General features: G+C 67.8%; 16 protein-coding genes and 2 pseudogenes. 12 read left to right on the top strand and 6 right to left on the bottom strand.

Translation table 11 applies throughout. From position 1 onward, the window contains the following. Positions 1 to 608: 608 nt before the first annotated feature. The 3 genes and pseudogenes from E4N62_RS21970 to E4N62_RS49550 form a co-directional block, all read left to right on the top strand. Positions 609 to 1,637 (top strand): annotated as a pseudogene (locus E4N62_RS21970) (IS4 family transposase); the annotation flags it as partial. A gap of 368 nt (positions 1,638 to 2,005) precedes the next feature. Then, a complete protein-coding gene (locus tag E4N62_RS49555; protein ID WP_374117038.1) occupies positions 2,006 to 2,212 on the top strand; it encodes a hypothetical protein in 207 nt (68 codons plus the stop codon). Then, positions 2,187 to 2,411 carry a transposase gene (locus E4N62_RS49550; RefSeq protein ID WP_374117037.1) on the top strand — a complete coding sequence of 75 codons (225 nt, stop codon included), beginning with the start codon at positions 2,187 to 2,189 and terminating at the stop codon, positions 2,409 to 2,411. Before E4N62_RS49555 ends, E4N62_RS49550 begins: the two co-directional genes overlap by 26 nt. On the opposite strand, the gene E4N62_RS21960 is transcribed toward E4N62_RS49550, so the two are convergent. After that, positions 2,392 to 3,180 carry an IS6 family transposase gene (locus E4N62_RS21960; RefSeq protein ID WP_230216911.1) on the bottom strand — a complete coding sequence of 263 codons (789 nt, stop codon included), beginning with the start codon at positions 3,178 to 3,180 and terminating at the stop codon, positions 2,392 to 2,394. The two genes, E4N62_RS49550 and E4N62_RS21960, sit on opposite strands and share 20 nt — an antisense overlap. A 187-nt stretch (positions 3,181 to 3,367) precedes the next feature. Between E4N62_RS21960 and E4N62_RS21955 the strand changes: the two genes are divergently transcribed. From E4N62_RS21955 to E4N62_RS21915, 9 genes are all read left to right on the top strand, one after another. Next, the gene (locus E4N62_RS21955) at positions 3,368 to 3,571 is read left to right on the top strand and encodes a helix-turn-helix transcriptional regulator (RefSeq protein ID WP_230216909.1); all 204 of its coding nucleotides are present in this window, start codon (positions 3,368 to 3,370) and stop codon (positions 3,569 to 3,571) included. Further along, positions 3,571 to 3,963: a hypothetical protein gene (locus E4N62_RS21950; protein WP_230216907.1), complete on the top strand. Its 393-nt coding sequence runs from the start codon at positions 3,571 to 3,573 to the stop codon at positions 3,961 to 3,963. The genes E4N62_RS21955 and E4N62_RS21950 overlap by 1 nt, the downstream gene beginning before the upstream one ends. Further along, positions 3,960 to 5,036 carry a hypothetical protein gene (locus E4N62_RS21945; protein ID WP_230216905.1) on the top strand — a complete coding sequence of 359 codons (1,077 nt, stop codon included), beginning with the start codon at positions 3,960 to 3,962 and terminating at the stop codon, positions 5,034 to 5,036. Before E4N62_RS21950 ends, E4N62_RS21945 begins: the two co-directional genes overlap by 4 nt. Positions 5,037 to 5,263: 227 nt before the next feature. Beyond that, positions 5,264 to 6,052, top strand: a complete 789-nt coding sequence (locus E4N62_RS21940) for an IS6 family transposase (RefSeq protein WP_230216903.1) — start codon at positions 5,264 to 5,266, stop codon at positions 6,050 to 6,052. Positions 6,053 to 6,283: 231 nt separating this feature from the next. After that, on the top strand, positions 6,284 to 7,375 hold the full coding sequence (locus E4N62_RS21935) for a fatty acid desaturase family protein (RefSeq protein WP_230216901.1): 1,092 nt from the start codon (positions 6,284 to 6,286) through the stop codon (positions 7,373 to 7,375). Then, entirely contained in the window at positions 7,362 to 8,696 is a 1,335-nt protein-coding gene (locus E4N62_RS21930) for an O-acetylhomoserine aminocarboxypropyltransferase/cysteine synthase family protein (protein WP_230216899.1), read from the top strand. The genes E4N62_RS21935 and E4N62_RS21930 overlap by 14 nt, the downstream gene beginning before the upstream one ends. Beyond that, entirely contained in the window at positions 8,693 to 9,445 is a 753-nt protein-coding gene (locus E4N62_RS21925) for a gamma-glutamyl-gamma-aminobutyrate hydrolase family protein (RefSeq protein WP_230216897.1), read from the top strand. Before E4N62_RS21930 ends, E4N62_RS21925 begins: the two co-directional genes overlap by 4 nt. Then, positions 9,442 to 10,638, top strand: a complete 1,197-nt coding sequence (locus E4N62_RS21920) for a homoserine O-acetyltransferase (RefSeq protein ID WP_230216895.1) — start codon at positions 9,442 to 9,444, stop codon at positions 10,636 to 10,638. The genes E4N62_RS21925 and E4N62_RS21920 overlap by 4 nt, the downstream gene beginning before the upstream one ends. Continuing rightward, complete coding sequence (locus E4N62_RS21915; protein ID WP_230216892.1) at positions 10,622 to 11,326, top strand: YitT family protein; 705 nt, start codon at positions 10,622 to 10,624, stop codon at positions 11,324 to 11,326. The genes E4N62_RS21920 and E4N62_RS21915 overlap by 17 nt, the downstream gene beginning before the upstream one ends. A 195-nt stretch (positions 11,327 to 11,521) precedes the next feature. Here E4N62_RS21915 and E4N62_RS21910 read toward each other — a convergent pair whose 3' ends face one another. The 5 genes and pseudogenes from E4N62_RS21910 to sbnB all read right to left on the bottom strand — a co-directional run bounded on the left by E4N62_RS21910 (position 11,522) and on the right by sbnB (position 16,222). Next, positions 11,522 to 12,451 carry an IS3 family transposase gene (locus tag E4N62_RS21910; protein ID WP_230216265.1) on the bottom strand — a complete coding sequence of 310 codons (930 nt, stop codon included), beginning with the start codon at positions 12,449 to 12,451 and terminating at the stop codon, positions 11,522 to 11,524. Continuing rightward, positions 12,448 to 12,777, bottom strand: coding sequence for a transposase (locus tag E4N62_RS21905; RefSeq protein WP_230216267.1), 330 nt, complete (start codon positions 12,775 to 12,777; stop codon positions 12,448 to 12,450). Before E4N62_RS21905 ends, E4N62_RS21910 begins: the two co-directional genes overlap by 4 nt. Before the next feature lie 54 nt (positions 12,778 to 12,831). Then, a pseudogene (locus E4N62_RS49545) lies at positions 12,832 to 13,047 on the bottom strand (hypothetical protein); the annotation flags it as partial. A gap of 31 nt (positions 13,048 to 13,078) precedes the next feature. Then, a complete protein-coding gene (locus tag E4N62_RS21900; RefSeq protein WP_230216890.1) occupies positions 13,079 to 14,314 on the bottom strand; it encodes an IS110 family transposase in 1,236 nt (411 codons plus the stop codon). Between the two features lie 882 nt (positions 14,315 to 15,196). After that, positions 15,197 to 16,222 (bottom strand): 2,3-diaminopropionate biosynthesis protein SbnB, encoded by a 1,026-nt coding sequence (sbnB, locus tag E4N62_RS21895; RefSeq protein ID WP_230216888.1) that lies wholly within the window; start codon positions 16,220 to 16,222, stop codon positions 15,197 to 15,199. Positions 16,223 to 16,249 lie beyond the last annotated feature (27 nt).

Raw genomic sequence — 16,249 nt, 5'->3', positions numbered from 1 at the left:
CTCGTAGTCCATCGGGTGGTCAAACGATCAACCCAGTGATCGGGCACGGGGATCAGGTACTCAGAAGCCGTGCCTCTATTGATCATGGGGACACTTCTGATCGTAGAGATTCCACGGCCGGTTGATCTCGACCACCGATCATGGAACGCGCGGGTCGAACAGGTTTCTCGCCGCGCTGATCTCCCGGCGGCACGCGTATGAAGGCGGGGCCTCTCGGTAGCTCGGGGATGCGAATCGAACCGAGCAATGCCAGGAGGCCGTGGTGTCGTTGTCGTACGCGTCCAAGTCCGTCCAGTTCAACTCGGTTGTTCCATCGTGTGATTGCCTCGCGCACAGGTTCGGGAACGCGGCCGACCGCCCGGAGAGGGTGACGGTGTATCCGTCGGACATGACGGACGCAGAGTGGGCAGTGGTGCGGGACGCGATGCCGGTGCCGGCCTGGCTGGAGAGCCGGGGCGGGGCGGGCGGCCGGAGGGCTACTGCCACCGCGTGATGCTGGATGCGATCCGGTACGTCACCGACAACGGCCAATGCCGTTGCTTGAGAGGTGCACGTAGTTCCTCTCCCGGGCACGGTGACCGCCGGGGTGCTGGTTCGTTGACACGGACATGCATCCATGGATCGGGTTATCCGATGAAGTCCGGCTCGGGTTGCTAACCGAGTGGATCCTCCCTGAGCTGGTGGACGGGGTGTTGACCGCGTGTGGTCGGCTGGATGCCAAGCCCCGTCCCCTGTCGAGCCGGTTCATGGTCTACTTCGTGCTTGCTCTGGCGCTGTTCCAGCAGGACTCCTACGACGATGTCGCGGAGAACCTGGTCGGGGCCCTGGGCGAGATGGACCAGTCGGTCCCGAACAAGTCGTCGTTCACCAGGGCCCGGCAGCAGCTTGGGGCTGCACCGTTGGAGGGAGTGTTCCGCCGTGTGGCGGGGGCGATCGCTCCGCCCACCCTCGAGGCCGCGTTCTGGCGCGGGATGAGAGTTGCCGCGGTCGACGGGTTCTTGCTGGACGTGCCGGAGAACGATACGACCCGTGCCGCTTTTGGTGGGCAGGTGGACAGTGCCGGTCGGGCCATCGGGTTCCCGCAGGCCAGGGTGGTGACGCTGACCGAGACCGGTACGCACGCGACGATCGACGCGCGGATAGGCAGCTTCAAGGGCGGTGGTGGCGAGCCCGCGCTGGCGACAGAGATGGCCGGCAGTGCCGCCGGCATGCTGGTGATCATGGACCGGGCCTTCCCCGGTGTCGCACTGTGGAAGGCATATACGCAGGCCGGAGCGCACTTACTGATCAGAGCCCGCACCTTCGTCGCCGCGAAGCCCATGGAGGTCTTGCCTGACGGGACCTATCTGACCCGGATGAATCTCGCCGGGCAGCGGCGCTCCCATCCGGGCGGGGTAACAGTCAGGGTGATCGATTACCAGGTCGACGGGGGCGAGACAACCAGGCTGCTGACCGACTTGCTCGATCCCGAGTCCTGGCCTGCCGAGGAACTGGCAGCCCTGTATCACGAGCGCTGGGAGGTCGAATCCGCCTACCGGCAGCTGAAGACCTTTCAGCGGGGAAAGACCGAGGTGCTGCGGTCGGTGTCGCCGGAACTGGTGCGGCAGGAGATCTGGGCCCACCTGACTGTCCATCACTGCCTGAACCGGATCATCATGCGGCTGGCCGACGGCGAGGGCCTGGACCCCGACCGGATCTCGTTCGTCAAGGTCCTCAAGCACACACGACGCAGCATCGTTCTCCAGGCAGGTCAATCAACCCGCCGTCTACGGCAGTTCATGAAGCGGATGGCCACGAAAGTCGTGCGCAAGCTCGACAACGGGCTACGGCGACTACGCGCAGCGGACCGCTATACCCGCCATCCGGTCTCGCAGTACATCGTGCGCAAGAAAGGCCAGGTCAGGCGAGGTACACGAGGGTTCCGGAGAAAGTCATCACCCTTACGCCCGCGATACTTCAGTAGGTCAAGCAACGGCATTGCGACAACGGCATCAAGTGGCGCTCCATGCCCGCCGACCTCCCTGCCTGGGACCGGGTGTACGCCTTCTTCCGCAGGTGGCGGGAGCACGGCCTGGTCAAGGAGTTCCACGACCGGCTGCGCGGCCGGGCCCGCGAGGCCCGAGGGCCGAGATCAGGAGCCGACCGCTGCGGTCATCGACTCCCAGTCGGTCAAGGGCGCCGCCTCGGTGCCCGCCGCCACGCGCGGTTATGACGGCGGCAAGAAGATCAACGGAAGGCGCCGACACGTCATCACGGACTGCCTGGGCCTGCTGCTGGTGGTGCTGGTGTGTGCCGCCGACGTCACCGACCGCCAGGCCGCCCGCGTCATGCTGCCCCGCCTGCGAACCCGGTTCCGCAAGATCACGCTGGTGTGGGCCGACGGCGGCGCTGTCACGTTGTTGGGTGGGTAGGTGTCTGATGGTGCGTCGTGGCGTGGTGGAGCCCGGTTTCGGGCTGTGCTCGGGCCGTGGTGGAGGGGTAGGCGGCGCTGGTGATCTGTTCCCAGATGGCGAAGCGGACGGTCATCTCGGCTCGGTAGTGGTGTGCGGACAGCCGGTGGCGTCGGGGGCGGAAGTGGGGTGAGATGCCGCTGAACGCGGCCAGGAACCGCTGGGCTGCGCCGGTGCTGCGGAAGCCTTTCATCGCTCGTTCGCGCTGCCTTGTTGGCTGGTGGCTGTTCTCCGCCCGGTTGTTCAGCCCCTTGTGGGAGCGGTGCTCGACGGAGGGCATGACCTCGCGGTGGGCCGCGCCGTAGGAGCGGAGCTTGTCGGTGACGATCACCCGCGGCACCGCACCCGTGTTCTTCAGCAGGCGGCGCAAGAAGTGCCTGGCCGCGGCTTTGTCCCGGCGGCTCTGTACCAGGATGTCCAGGACGTTGCCGTCCTGGTCGACCACCCGCCACAGATACTTCTGTTCCCCATTGATCTTGATGAAGACCTCGTCCAAGTGCCACTTGTCACCAGGTCGGGGCCGGCGGCGGCGCAGCGAATCGGCGTACCGCTGCCCGAACTTGGCGCACCAGCGGCGCACCGTCTCGTACGAGACGACGATCCCCCGCTCGAGCATCAGCTCCTCGACCTCGCGGAAGCTGAGGGGGAAGCGGTGGTACAGCCACACGCAGTGGGAGATGACCTCGACCGGGTATCGGTGCCCCTTGTACGACGGAGCCACGGCCCCCACGGAACAGCCCCCTCCAACACGATCAACCAGAAGATCATCCCACCCGCTCAGCCAACGTGACAGCGCCTGGGATTCAACCTCATACCCGTGATCAGCCTGTGGCTGAACGAGGTCCGAGCGGGCCGTGACGTCAAGAAGGTGACAAGTTTCCTTGACATTCACTGGTGTGACAAGGAAACTTGTCACCGTGCGAAACCATGTGCGGGAGTACCGACTCGAGCGACGGATCTCTCAGGCCGAGCTGGCTGAGGCCGTGGGTGTGTCGCGGCAGACCATCAACGCCATCGAGACCGGGCGCTATCTCCCCTCGCTCCCGCTCGCGTTCGCGCTGGCCGGCTTCTTCGGCACGGTCATCGAGCAGCTGTTCACACCGAGCGAAGGTGACGCGTAATGATGGACGTAGATCCCGTGACGGCGTGGCGGGCCGACATGGCCTGGTACCTGGGCATCGCCGTCGCGTCAGGGCTGGCTTTCGGATTAGGCCAGGGGCTGGTGGCCGGGTTGCTGGCCGGTACGAGCATGCTGGTCTTCGCCCTTGCCCTGGCGCTGGGCCGCCGCCGCATTGACGCCATCCGGGCCGTCGGGGGCGCCGGCGACGAGCGCAACCGCGCTCTGTACATGCGCTCGTTGTCGGTAGCCGGTGGCGTTCTCGGCCTGGTCGTCACCGGGTGGTACCTGGTCAGTGTGGCCCGGGGTGAGCCCGACGGGACACTGCTCGCCCTCACCGTGCTGTTCGCGGGCGTGTTCGTCGGCGCTGGCGTGGTCAGCTCGTGGCGGGGGTGACGCCAGCCGAGGTGCCGCGGGCCGGCACGCCCGACCGCCGACGGCGCCGTCGTCTCGCCTGGGCGCTGGTGGCCACGGCGCCGCTGGTGGCCGAGTTCGCCTCGGGCAACTTGCCAGTCATCTACGTATGGCTGCTGGTGATCTACGCGCCCCTGTACGGCGGCGCCGCCGTGTTCATCCGCGACTTGGGCCGTCGCTCCGCGCGGCCCTGGCCGGTCATCTTCACTCTGGGCTTGGCCTACGGCGTGGTCGAGGAGTCGTTCATCAGCTTCTCGCTGTTCAACCCCGACTATGCTGACCTGCGGCTGCTCGACTTCGGGTGGATCCCGGCGCTCGGTATCGGGTCGTGGTGGACGACGTTCGTCGTACTGCTCCACGCCGTGTGGAGCATCTGCGTGCCCATCGCTCTGGTGGAGGCCCTGGGCGGCGACCTCGCCGATCGGCCCTGGCTCACCCCCCGCGGCCTTGCCTGGGCCGTGCTGGCCATCGGCCTGGGCGGAGCGGCGACGGCCGGTATCACCTTGTCCGAGGACGACTTCGTGCCGTCGTCCGCACACCTGGCCGGCGCCGCGGTGGCGGTGACGGCACTTTTCGCGCTCGCCGGGTGGCTGGCTCGCACGCCGCGCCGTCCGTCCCGAGCCGCAGGTGACGGCGCTGCCCCTCCCGCGGCGCCACCCGAGCTCGCTGCCTCCGGTCGGCCCGTGGTTCCCGCCGGGGCGGCGCCCACGCCTCAACGGGCCGCCGCAGCTGCGGTGAGCGCCACGCTCCTCTTCGTCGCTGGCGCCGCCCAGGTCGGGCCCGCGCCGGCGGTGGTGACGGTCTACCTGGTCCTCGTCGCCTGGGGCGTGACAGCGGTCAGACGATGGTCGGCCCGCCCCGGCTGGTCGCCACGCCACCGCCTCGCCCTGGCCGCCGGCGCACTGGTGCCCCACCTGGCTTTCGCCGTGGCGCAGCGGTCGCTGGTCGAGGTCCCACTGTGGCTGGACCTGCTCGGCAACCTGATCTTCATCTCCGGCACAACCACCCTGGTGATGGCCGGCTGGCGGGCCGTCGGTCGCTCCGCCACCCCTTGACACTGGCCCAAGCGGCCCTGCTGGTGTGGTCAAACACCATCATTGGGGCCCACTCATGGTCGATGTTCCTCTCATGAGAACCATCTGACCCTCTGTCACCATCCTCCGCATCTCGGGGGAACCTCAGGTCAAGAACCGTACGTACACATGAAGGAGTGAAGGCGCTGTCACGTTGGCTGAGCGGGTGGGATGATCTTCTGGTTGATCGTGTTGGAGGGGGCTGTTCCGTGGGGGCCGTGGCTCCGTCGTACAAGGGGCACCGATACCCGGTCGAGGTCATCTCCCACTGCGTGTGGCTGTACCACCGCTTCCCCCTCAGCTTCCGCGAGGTCGAGGAGCTGATGCTCGAGCGGGGGATCGTCGTCTCGTACGAGACGGTGCGCCGCTGGTGCGCCAAGTTCGGGCAGCGGTACGCCGATTCGCTGCGCCGCCGCCGGCCCCGACCTGGTGACAAGTGGCACTTGGACGAGGTCTTCATCAAGATCAATGGGGAACAGAAGTATCTGTGGCGGGCGGTCGACCAGGACGGCAACGTCCTGGACATCCTGGTACAGAGCCGCCGGGACAAAGCCGCGGCCAGGCACTTCTTGCGCAGGCTGATGAAGAAGACCCGCACGGTGCCGCGGGTGATCGTCACCGACAAGCTCCGCTCCTACGGCGCGGCCCACCGCGAGGTCATGCCCTCCGTCGAGCACCGCTCCCACAAGGGGCTGAACAACCGGGCGGAGAACAGCCACCAGCCAACAAGGCAGCGCGAACGAGCGATGAAAGGCTTCCGCAGCACCGGCGCAGCCCAGCGGTTCCTGGCCGCGTTCAGCGGCATCTCACCCCACTTCCGCCCCCGACGCCACCGGCTGTCCGCACACCACTACCGAGCCGAGATGACCGTCCGCTTCGCCATCTGGGAACAGATCACCAGCGCCGCCTACCCCTCCACCACGGCCCGAGCACAGCCCGAAACCGGGCTCCACCACGCCACGACGCACCATCAGACACCTACCCACCCAACAACGTGACAGCGCCCGTGCCTGGACTGGCACGGCCCCCGTGTGGAGGCCGCCACGCGAACGCTCGAAGGCACCCGATTCGCTCACGACGACTCGAGGTGAGAGGCGTCGGCGATTTCACTACTGTCTCAAAACTCTATTGCCCTGTGCTGGCTCCTGTCACCAGACTCGCACGGTTGCACGACAGCACTGCAGCTCAGCACGACAGTTCCTGCCGGACCGGGGCACGAGGAGTAGTAGTTGAGCACTGGCGACGCATGGGCGTACGACGGCCGGCGCTACCGGATGTACAGATTCCCTTCCGATGTCCAGCAAGAACTCAACGAACTCAACCGGGCTGACAACTGGCATGTCTTCGTCGCCTGGGCCGAGGACGCGTTCTGGATGGTGCTCTGTGTCCTTTCCTGCGTCTACGGCTCCTACTGGCTGTATCCGCTCGCCGTCCTCGTCATCGGGGCCCGGCAGCGAGGGCTGTCCACCCTGCTGCACGACTGCGCGCACGGTGTGGGCGTCGCCGACAAGCGGCTCCAGATGTTCGCCGGAACACTGCTGACCGCGTATCCGATCTTCCAGCAGCACTACGCCTACAAGGTCTCCCACGTCTTCACCCACCACCCCAAGCTCGGTAGCCCGGACGGCGACCCCGATCTGCGGTTCTTCATCGAGCAGGGCGCGTATCGGCAGTCGGCCACGGCCGACTACGTGCGGCGGGTCGTCATCTTCCCACTGCTGGGCACGCAGACCTGGGCCTATCTGCGCTATCTCGTGCGCAACCGCTACCGCGTCCTCAAGGGCGTCGAGAAGCGAGCCGAGGTCTCCTCGCCCGTGCAGCGGCGCAAGCGGGCGATGGACCGGGCTGGGTTCTGGCTGTTCTGGGCTCTTGTCGTCGGGCTCGCCTGGTACGGCGGGTGGCTGCTGGGGCTTCTTCTGTTCTGGGTGGTTCCGTACCTCACGAGCTTCCAAATCCTCGGCTGGTACATCGAACTCTCCGAGCACACACCGCTGGTGCGCGACTCGAACATCGATCTGTACATGACGCGCAACCGCAAGAGCCGCAGCTGGGAGAAGTTCCTGACCGGCATTCACAACGACAACTACCACCTGGAGCACCACCTGGACCCCCGCACCCCGTTCTGGAACCTGCACAAGACGCGCAAGATTCGGCTTCGGGACCCGAACTACGCCGCCGTCGACCAGGCGCTCGGCGGGCTGTTCCACCGCGGGCCCGAGGGGCAGCCCAGCACCATGTCGGCGATCGTCCGCTCCATGACGCCCAACCAAGAAGCCACGCCCGAGAACCGGATCCAAGAGGGGCGCGATGTCGCAGCCTGACCACAAGGCTCTCGCAGCCAAGGAGTTCACCAGGCCCGAGTCGGCCGTCGTACACGGCGGCTCGCAGGCACGGCTGGGCATCACCCCACCCATGGTGACCCCGATCTTCCAGACCGCCGCGTACGAGCTGCCCAGCACGGCTGTCGCCGCGGGCATCTTCGACCTGATCCAGGACGGGCAGGCTTACACCCGGCTCAACAACCCGACCTGCGACGTGCTCGAAGAGCGCATGGCCGCGGTCGACGGCGCGGCCGCCGCGCTTGCCGTCGCCTCCGGGCAGGCCGCCGTCAGCCTCGCCCTGCTCAACATCTGCCAGGCCGGCGACAACATCGTCAGCTCCAACGAGCTCTACGGCGGTACCTGGAACCTGCTGGCGAACACCTTCGCCCGCTTCGGGATCGAGACGCGGTTCGTCAGCCCCGAGAACCCGGCGAACTTCGCCGCCGCGACCGACGAGCGCACCCGCTGCTACTTCGGCGAGACCCTGCCCAACCCCCGCCTGCGGCTCTTCCCCATCGAGGAGGTCGCCCAGGTCGCCGAGTCCCACGGCCTGCCGCTGGTCCTCGACAACACGATGCTGCCGTATGTCCTGCGCCCCATCGAGCTCGGCGCGCACATCCTGGCGTACTCCGCCACCAAGTACATCGGAGGACACGGCTCCAGCCTCGGCGGGCTGATCGTCGACGGCGGAACCTTCGACTGGGAGCGGCACGCCGACCGCCATCCGCTGATGACCACGCCCGACCCGGCGCACGGCGACGTCGTGTGGACGCGTACCGGCAAGGAGCTCAGCGGCGCGCTCGGCCGCAGCAGCTATCTGCTGAAGGCCCGCGAGACGCTGCTGCGCGACCTCGGGCCCTGCCTGAGCCCATTCAACGCCTTCCTGCTGCTCCAGGGGCTGGAGACGCTTCCGCTGCGGATGCGGGTGCACGGCGAGAACTCCGCCAAGGTGGCCGCCTTCCTGCACGGCCATCCGCTCGTCGACCAGGTCATCCACCCCGCCCTCGTCGGCGGCGAAGAGGGCGAGCGTGTACGCCGCTATCTCCGCGGCAACACCGGCCCGCTGGTGCAGTTCGAGGTCAAGGGCGGCCGGGAAGCCGGCAGCCGGTTCATCGAGGCGCTCCGGCTGATCTCGCACGTCACCAACATCGGAGACGTGCGGTCCATGGCCACCCACCCCGCCTCCACCACCCACGCCCAACTCCCCGAGGCGGAGCAGATCGCCGCCGGCGTCACACAGGGGTCGATCCGGCTCGCAGTCGGCGTGGAACACATCGACGACCTGCTCGCCGACCTCGACCAAGCGCTGAAGGCGATATGAGCGCACCGGACACGAGCACGCCCTTGGTCGCGCTCGCCTGCGTCACCGAGGACATCGACGGCGTCCCGCACGCGGCGGTCCGTCAGGTCTACGTGTCGGCGCTGGAGGACGTCTCCGGCTGCGCGGTCGCCCTGGTGCAGGGGCCCGCCGCCTGGCTGCCGTCGGTGCTCGACCGCTTCGACGGGATCGTTCTGGGCGGCCACGAGTCCAATGTGGCGCCAGAGCGGTACGGCAGCCCGCCCGAGCCTGGCCCGCGCGCACCCGAGCGGGACGAGCTGGCCCTGGCGCTGCTCCCCCTGGCGATCGGCGCCGGCCTGCCCATCCTCGGCGTCTGCCGCGGGCTCCAGGAGCTGAACGTGGCGTACGGCGGGACTCTGCGGGACATCGGCTCGCTGCCGATCGGCGCGGGGCACCGCGAGGATCTGAGCCTGTCCCGAGACGAGCAGTACCTTCCCGCGCACGACATCGCGGTGACCCCCGGCGGTCTGCTGCGCGAGATCGTCGGGCAGGACACCGTACGGGTCAACTCCTTGCACCAGCAGGCGATCGACCGTCTCGCGCCGGGACTCAGGCTCGAGGCGGCGACCGCCGACGGCGTCGTCGAGGCGGTCTCGGTGGCGGACGCCCCCTCCCTCGCCCTCGCCGTGCAGTGGCATCCCGAGTGGTATGCCTCCTCCGACCCGGTCTCCAAGTCGCTGTTCACCGCGTTCGGAGCGGCCGCCACCCAACGTTCCCGGAGGCGCAGATGACGAATGCTTCTCGGCGCCCGGAGCGCCTGGTGCTCTTCGGCGCGGACCGGCCGCTGCGCCTGGAATCCGGCCGGACCCTCACCGATGTGCCCGTGGCCTTCGAACGGTACGGCCCGCCCGACCCCACAGGCACGGACACGGTCTTCGTCTGTCATGCCCTGACCGGCGACGCGCATGTGACCCGCCACCATCCGGACGACGCTCCGGGCTGGTGGGAGTCGATGGTGGGGCCGGGCCGGCCGATCGACACGGACCGGTTCCAGGTGATCTGCGCCAATGTGCTCGGCGGCTGCTCGGGCACCCTGGGACCGGCTCCGCTCGCCGACCGCGCGACGTGGGCGCCGTTCCCGCAGATCACCGTCGCCGACATGGTCGCCGTCCACCGCGAGCTGCTGCGCCGGCTCGGCGTCGGACGGCTGCACGCGGTCGTCGGCGGCTCCCTGGGCGGCATGCAGGCGCTGGAGTGGCTGCTGCGCCATCCGAGGGATGCTCAGCGGTACGGACTGATCGCCACCTCCGCCCTGCTGTCCACCGACAACCTCGCATTCAACGCCATCGGACGCGCCGCGATCCGCAGCGACCCACGGTTCCAAGGCGGCGCCTATCGAGCCGGCGAGGGGCCGGACGCGGGACTGGGCATCGCCCGCATGATCGGCCATCTCACCTACATGTCCGGGGACTCCTTACAGGCGAAGTTCGACCGCGACCTCGCTCCGCCGCCGCACGGAGCCCGCACGGAGGGGATCGCCGCATGGGGGCCGTTCTCAGTGGAACGCTATCTGGAGCGTCAGGCGGACAAACTCGTCGCGCGCTTCGACGCGAACAGCTACCTCTGTCTGACCAGTGCCATGGACCTGTTCGACGCCTTCGCGACGCCGTACGAGGAGGTCGCCGAGGCGGAGCCCGACGTGTACCTCTTCAGCTTCGAGTCGGACCGGCTGTACGGCGTCGAGCACAGCCGCCACATCATGGAGCAGCTGGACAAGGCGGGCGTCAGCTGTGCGCACTTCCACGAGGAGACCTCGCGGGGAGGTCACGACGCCTTCCTGATGGACGTGCCCGGGTACCTGGACGAGGTGGCACGATGGCTCGCCGCGCCCTCGCGCCGCAGAGCCCCCGCGCCCGGCGCACTCAGCGTTCCCTCCAACACCCGCACCCAGCAGCCCAGGAGCTCCCATGACGTCGATGCGTGACAGCCCCGGCGCCGCGGTAGGCGGCACGTCAGGCCGGACATCACGCGGAATCGGCGCGATCATCCAGCGACCGCTGATTCCCGACCGGCCCACGCGCCGGCTGTCGCAGCTGGTCTTCGGGCTCGTCCTGTACGGCGTCAGCGACGCGATGGTGATCCAGTCCGGGCTAGGTGTCGAGCCGTGGGATGCGCTGAGCCAGGGCCTGTCCCGGACCGTCGGTCTGGGCATCGGCATGTGGACCAACATCATCGGTGCCCTGGTGCTGCTGCTGTGGATCCCGCTCCGCAACAAGCCCGGTCTGGGCACCGTGCTCAATGTGCTGCTGGTCGGCACGGTCATGGACCTCTTCATGGCCTGGACGCCCGTGCCCGAGGCGATATGGCTGCGCTGGACCGTCCTGATCGCCGGCGTCGTACTCAACGGCGTCGCCACCGGTGCGTACATCGGCGCCGGCCTCGGGCCGGGGCCCCGCGACGGGCTGATGACCGGGTGGGCGGCCCGCGGCCACCCCATCCGGGTTGTCCGCTGGGTGATCGAACTGACCGTGCTGGCCATCGGGTTCCTGCTCGGCGCGACGCTCGGCATCGGCACGCTCATCTACGCCGTCGCCATCGGGCCGCTCGCGCAGATCTTCATCCCGATGCTCAATGTGAAGAGCCGGACGCCGGACGGGGACGCCGCAACGTAGGCGCGAGAACATCCGCGAGGTGCAACCCTGGCATGCCGTCACTGCGGTCGACGAGCCGAATCCCATCGCGGATGCCGCACCTTCTTGCGCCCCTTCACCCACGGCCACAACCGCCGACTCTCTCGATGCCGGGCCGCTCGATGAACCAGTGAGTGATGAGCCTCTGTCAATCCCCTCGTTTCGTAGAGACCTCTTCTATGCGGCCTGGCACCTCTGGCCGCTCTGGTTGCGTGCTTCGATGATGATCCGTTCGAACTCTTCCGGCGGCAGGCCGCCGGCCGCGCTGTGCCTGCGCCTGGGGTTGTAGAACCCGGTGATCCAGGTCGCGATCCTCAGCCGCGCCTCGGTGCGGGTCGCGAAGCGATGCCGGTGGATGTACTCCACCTTGATCAGCGAGTTGAACGACTCCGCGGCGGCGTTGTCCAGCGCCGACCCCACCCGCCCCATGGACTGCACCACGCCCAACCGGTCGCACAGGCCGTTGTACGCCTCGGACGTATATTCCGCCCCGCGATCGCTGTGAAAGATCGTCCCGTCCCTGCGACCGCCCCGCGTCGCTGCGGCCATCTGCAAGGACGCGCCGACCAGGGCCGCATCGTGGTGCTCGCCCATCGCGTACCCGAGGCAGCGGCGCGAGAACGCGTCCAGGACCGTGGCCAGGTAGACCTTGCCCTCAGCGGTCTCGATCTCCGTCATGTCGCCGTACCACAGCACATCCGGCGCCACCGCTTCGAACCGGCGGTGCACCAGGTCAGGGGCGGCCTTCCGCTTGCCCTGCCGGGTCAACGACCGCCGCCGCGGGGGCTTGCGACCCTGGAGCCCGAGCTCGGCCATGATCTTGGCGACCGTGTTCTCCGAGACCTGCCAGCCCTCCGCCCACAGATCGAGCGTGATCCTCGGCGAGCCGTAGGTCCGGCCCGACTCCCGGAAGAAGTACACGATCCTCTCCTCCAGCCTCGCGCGTCTGACCTCGCGGTTCGTCGGTTCGTCCGGCCGGCGGCGCCATTTGTAGAACCACGCCTCGCTCACCCCGGCCACCCGGCAGGCCACCCGGTGCGGGACGCCGTACTCGGCCCTCTGGTTACCGATGAAGGCGACCAGCGCCTCCGGAGCGTTCTCGGTCACTTCACCCAGAGGACCATGCATCGCTTGAGGACATCACGCTCCATCTCCAGCTCCCGGATGCGCTTGTTCTTCTCGCTCATCTCACGCCGCAGCCGCTCCAGTTCCACGCGCTCGGCCTCGCGCACCCGCCCGCTGGCCGCGGTCTGCGCGGGCCGGTCCGACGACGCCGTTCCGTTACGGCGCCAGCGCGAGACCCAGCTGTGGAGGGTGCCGGGGTTGATGCCGAGTTCCTCGGCTACCTCCGGGACCGGCTTCCCAGTCTCGATCACGATGCGAACGGCGCCCTCACGGAACTCGGCGTCGTACGGCTGTTTCTTGGACCCCATGAACCCCAACTTCCCCTGCAATCACGGGCTCCACGCTATGAGGGGAGGGCCACCTCAGCAGGGTGTTCCGGCTGACGGGCGCCCCGAAGGCGCCGAACCGGCGGGGTGAGACCGGGTGCCTGCTCGGCAAAGGTCTTGTGCGGACAAGGAGTCTTCCATGCAGACGAACCGGCGCACTCGTAGTGCCACCACAACGAACTCGCCGGCCGTCGGTAGATCACGGCGAAACCGCAGGTAGGAGCCGTGTTTTCCACTCACCCAGCGATCGCATCCCGGACAGACACCTCAGGCGCTTAACGTGTCAAGCCGCGACGGCGAGTTCGACGGGGAACGCAGTCTGTTCGTCGAATAGCTCGTGGCGTTGGAGGCAGTGGTAGAGCTGTCCGAGCATGCGATCGAAGAGGTTTCGCTGAGCCGCTGCGTGCCAGTCACCATGGTCGTCACGGCGCCTGCGGTAGTGCGCCTTGGCGCCAGAAGAGGCGCTGATGGCAGAGAAGGCCCAGAGGTAGCCGGCATGGGTGAGACGGTCATTCTTCACCCAGCGCCTGGTGACGCTGGACTTCTTGCCGGACGCCCTGGTGATAGGTGATGCGCCGGCATAGGCCTTCAACCCACGGGCGTCCGAGAAGCGCTGCCGGTCGTCACCGATCTCGGCCAGCACCCGGACGCCGAGGCCGGGGAAACTGAGGGTGACCTCAGCATCCGGGTGCTGAGGAAATGCTTCTGCCACCGCCTCTTCGAGGTCGGTGGCAGCTTTGCAGGCGGCTTCAAGCTGAATGAGCAGGGCGAGCATCTGCTTGCCGAGAGCGTCTTCGACGAGGGGCAGCTGATGAGCCCAGTCGCCTCGGAGGACCTCGTGGAGGCGGTCGGCTTCCGCTTCGATGCCGCGCTGGCGGCCGGCCCGCTTGAGGGCCGACTGGAGTTGCGCACGGGTCAGCCTTGCGGCTCGCGTCGGCGTGGGAGCGAGGCGGAGGAGTTCGTGTGCCTCAGGCCGGCAAAGGCCCTTCTTCCAGGTCTCCACGACTGCCAGGGCAGCCGGGTAGTACTCACGCAGCAAGGAGCGGAGCTGGTTGGCGATCTGCTGGCGATTCCAGACGGCGTCCTGCTGGGCACGTGCAAGAACTGCGACGGCGCGGGCCAGGTCACTGTCTTGTGGCAGCGGCCGGTGGGCGTGCATGTCGGTGCGCAAGATGTTCGCCAGGACCAGGGCGTCGCCGGGATCGGACTTTTTGCGGGAAACGGAGTGCCGATCGCGGTAGCGGGAAGCGGCCATCGGATTGATGGCGAACACTTGCCGCTTACCGGTCCGCAGCACGGCCACAAGCAGTCCGCGGGAGGTTTCGATCGCGACCGGGATCGGGTTGTCCTCACAGTCGCCGTAGTCGGCGAGCAGGTCCAGAAGGATCTTGTAGCCAGCCGCGTCGTCGGTGATGTGCCGCTTGGCGAGCAGCTGGCCGCTGTCGTCGACCAGGGCGACGTCGTGTGTGCGCTCGGCCCAGTCGATACCGCAGTAGATCAAGTTTGTCCCCTCCGCCATGCTCTTCCTGATCGTTCGCGAGCTCACGCGCGCCACGCAGCGACCTAATCCCAGGACTCAGCCCCTCACGGCCGGTCCGCCACCTCAGTAGCTGTTCGTGGCACCAGCTCGCCCCGCGGGCCTCGGTCTTCGCGGGAGCTCAGTGCTCGGGCGTCGTAAGAGGTCACCGTGGAGTGGGCTCGCATCACCAACACCAACGAGTGATGCTCGAAGTGGTGTTGACGCTCGTTGACGCTGGGCGTCGCCGTTCTTTCGGTAGGCATCGCAGGCCGGGAGGGACGTCAAGCGTCCGCCCAGCGCCAGCGGGCGCCAACACCCTTCGGGCTCGCTTTGAGCTGAGCCTCCGGCGTACGTCCAGCGTTCCGGGGGCTTCCATCGGTTCGTGGTGGCGGCCAATGCGGGCCGAGATGTGCCCCGTCTGTCCGAAGGCCTCATGGGCCGAGCCGCCCGCTTGCATCCACTCGGCACCGCACGGGCCGCCACCACTCGAACGCTCCGTCGCGGATGTCGCCCCCAACGGACCGCTCTTAATTCCGGATTAGGCCGCCCGGTTTGCCGTGGACCGGGCTTCCAGCCGGACAACCGTGTCGGTCACCTCGACCGACTCCACGGACACACCTTCCACCGAGGAGAACATCAACTCTTCGAGCTGCAGCCGTACTCCGTTCGCAGAGCAGCACTGTTGGCCACAGCACACCCGACCCGGACGATTTTCGGGCGACCTCCAACGACCTCACGGGGAGTCAACAGTCACGCTGCGTACCTTGTGCTTGCCCGCCGACGCGTCAACGTCCGGCGGGCCCTCAGCCGTCACCGACGGTGCTACCCGGCCGCACCACCCGCCACCGCAACGGCTTGCGTCACCGCGTCACATCCTCAGTGTCAGGCGTAACGGTTCAGGTCGTGGAAGAAACCGGGGACAGGGGTCACCAGGCCACGGTGGGTCGCCTCGCTGTAGACGTGCGCACCCACGGCCAGGTCGAGCACGCCGAGTCCGAACGGCGAGAAGACCACCGGGCGATCGGCGCGGATCTCGGCCTTGCCCTCCAGCACGTCGTAGAGGGTGCCGTCGATGAACGAACGGTCTCCCGTGGCCTGTTCGGCGAGGTGGGGTGAGGTCTGCGCCTTCAGGCAGTGTTCGACGTCGTCCACGATGTTGGTGGCGGACAGGATGATCTCCGGCGAGAGGTCCCGCAGGGAGATGTGGAGCACTGTCGGATTGTGCGCGAACCAGTCCACGTCCTTGATGTGGGGTTCCGCCGCCGTGGTGGCGAAGATGATCAGCTCGGAGGCGCGGACGGCCGTCTCGGCGTCGTCCAGGACGTTCACGGTGCCGCCGTGTCCCGTGCCCGAGACGTAGTCGGCGAAACTGCGGGCGTATTCCGGGGCGTGGTCGTAGATGTTGATGGTATCGAAGTCCCAGCCGGTGCCGGACAGATACTGGTGGATGTAGCGGGCGATCAGGCCGGTGCCGACGAAGGTGACGCGGCGCGGGCGCTCCCGGCCGGTGTGCAGCCGGTCCGCGGCCAGCGCGGCGGACGCCGCGGTGCGCGTGGCGCTGATGATGGAACTCTCCAGGCACGCGAACGGGTAACCGGTGTCGTGGTCGTTGAGGATCAGGACAGCAGAGGCCCGGGGCAGCCCCGAGGCGATGTTGGCCGGGAAGCTGGAGATCCACTTGATGCCGTCCACTGCGAACTCGGCGCCCAGGGACGCGGGCAGCGCGATGATGCGGGAGTCCGGCCGGTCCGGGAAGCGAAGGAAGTAGCTGGGCGGGTTGACGGTCTGCTCCCGGCCGTGGGCCGTATATGCCCGGGCGATGAGGTCGACGATGTCCTGCTCACGGCCGACGAGGACGTCGTGCACGGTGGCTCCGCTGACGACGGAGAAAGGAGGGACAGTGGACAAGGCGGAGCTCCTCGAATGAACGGAAAA

The organism is Streptomyces sp. MNU76 (assembly GCF_020982545.1).
Taxonomy (GTDB): domain Bacteria; phylum Actinomycetota; class Actinomycetes; order Streptomycetales; family Streptomycetaceae; genus Streptomyces.
The sequence above is the reverse complement of the archived record's forward strand: the minus strand, read 5'-3'. Positions and strand labels throughout refer to the sequence as shown.